Origin of the sequence: Microcystis sp. LE18-22.4A (assembly GCF_027531105.1) — a bacterium.
Classification (GTDB): Bacteria; Cyanobacteriota; Cyanobacteriia; order Cyanobacteriales; family Microcystaceae; genus Microcystis; species Microcystis aeruginosa.
This window is the reverse complement of sequence record NZ_JAPZRB010000377.1, coordinates 1-1,650: the sequence shown is the minus strand read 5'-3', so window position 1 is coordinate 1,650 and position 1,650 is coordinate 1. Positions and strand designations below refer to the sequence as shown.

Below are 1,650 nucleotides of genomic sequence, written 5' to 3'. Positions count from 1 at the left end.
GCCAAGCTTTTCTGGTCGGAACCCCCTAAGCCGAGTTTTCAAGGTGCTGCGCCGTCCACTTGGTTTTCGAGACTGGCCTTTTAATTCTAACGTAAAGCCAACCTAGAACGGCGGGGTTTCAGACCCAAAATTTCCGATGAGAAAGTTATCCGCAATCAATAAAGTATCGAATCGGGGCAAGAAAAATTCAACTAATAGGAGTTTAACTGATGACAGCCGCCACTGAAAAAGATTTAAAAAGATTAGAGGATTTAATCATCGGTATTGCCAACGGACAAAAGGCGATCGAAAACCGACTAACCACCCTGGAAAACCGACTAACCACCATAGAAAACGGACAGAAGAATTTAGAGTTAGGGCAGTCGGAAATTAAAGGCGATATCCGAACCCTAGATGCGAAGATAGAGGGTTTAAGCGATCGAGTTAAAGTTATAGAGAACGCGGCGGGGAAAACCACCGATCTCGCCGAAAAAGTCGGGGAATTGAAAAACTGGAAACAGATCGGAGTAGTGGTGATCACCGCTGCGCTCAGTTCGATCCTCAGTGGTGTTACGGGTGGGGTAATCGGTTGGCTAATCCGAGCGGCGAAAGTTAATCCCTAATGGCGTTGCCGAATCAAGAATATGAATGCTGATTTTGCACCTGTCCACCAGTCAACCTCGTCCTAGGTTTTAAAAATTGCCCAAAAAGACAGGTAATAATTATCCCCAAAATACTCTAGGGAGTAACCTAAATAACCAACCTTAAAAAAACTCGCTGCTACACTTGAGTTAGTAGATGCACCCTGATGAAAAAGGAGAGTCAAAGAAAGCTCTCCTTTTTTTTTGTTGAGAAAGCAATCCCGGGGGGATTTAGCCGCGGTTAGCAGGTAGTTTCGCTTTGCGCGCCATGTCTTTGAAACCATTCAAACTTGGACCAGGGCGACGGCGAGACATACTAGGAGTAATCAAGTATTTTGTCGCAAATTCCACTTCTTGCGGCTCTACTTTACCGTTAGTAGCGGCTAAGGGCGACGGTGCGCTCACAGGAGCGGCGGGAGTTTCTTTTACTTGCTTTTCTTTCTTGATAGAAGTTTTTTTGGCTTTTTTCTCGGCTACGGGGGCGGCAGCAGACTCCACAGCAGGGGCAGGCGCTTCCACAACAGGCGCGGCTGCTGCCGTGGTTGCTGTCGCTTTTTGTTCACCATCGGTTTCTTTTAGTTCTAGGTAAAAGTCAGATTTTTTGCCACCAAAGAGATTTTTTAACATCGGGGATCACTCCGAGAGTTGGGAAAATGTAAAAGACTAGGTATTTTAAAATTTATCATTGACCGGGATCAGGCAGCAAACAAGATTATTCTCTTGACGATTTGCCTCTTTCATCTATTTTTCTTTGGATAATCCCTATCAGAAAAAGTGTTTTAAAACAAGTTAAATTTACAAAAATTAACAAAAATCTAGAACGAGAAACCCCGACGCAAACAAGGGCAAAAACTGCTAGAGACGTTGTCAGCAACGTCTCTAGATTATTTAGGGTTTGCTGAATAAATCTAAAAACCTTGTTGGATAAGGTTTTTAGACTTTTTTTCCCTCAAAAAGTGCCGACCATTGGAGTGATTGGGGGGAAAATTCAGGTACTTTTTCCCTGAAAATTAGGTAGTTGACCACCTGA

2 protein-coding genes are annotated in these 1,650 nt (G+C 43.8%); one reads left to right on the top strand and one right to left on the bottom strand.

All coding sequences use genetic code 11. The features are described from left to right. The first annotated feature begins 209 nt into the window (after positions 1-209). Complete coding sequence (locus tag O9295_RS16745; RefSeq protein WP_190722704.1) at positions 210-602, top strand: hypothetical protein; 393 nt, start codon at positions 210-212, stop codon at positions 600-602. 249 nt (positions 603-851) lie between these two features. Here the strand turns inward: O9295_RS16745 and O9295_RS16740 are convergent, their stop codons facing one another. Further along, complete coding sequence (locus O9295_RS16740) at positions 852-1,247, bottom strand: hypothetical protein (RefSeq protein WP_288033980.1); 396 nt, start codon at positions 1,245-1,247, stop codon at positions 852-854. Positions 1,248-1,650 lie beyond the last annotated feature (403 nt).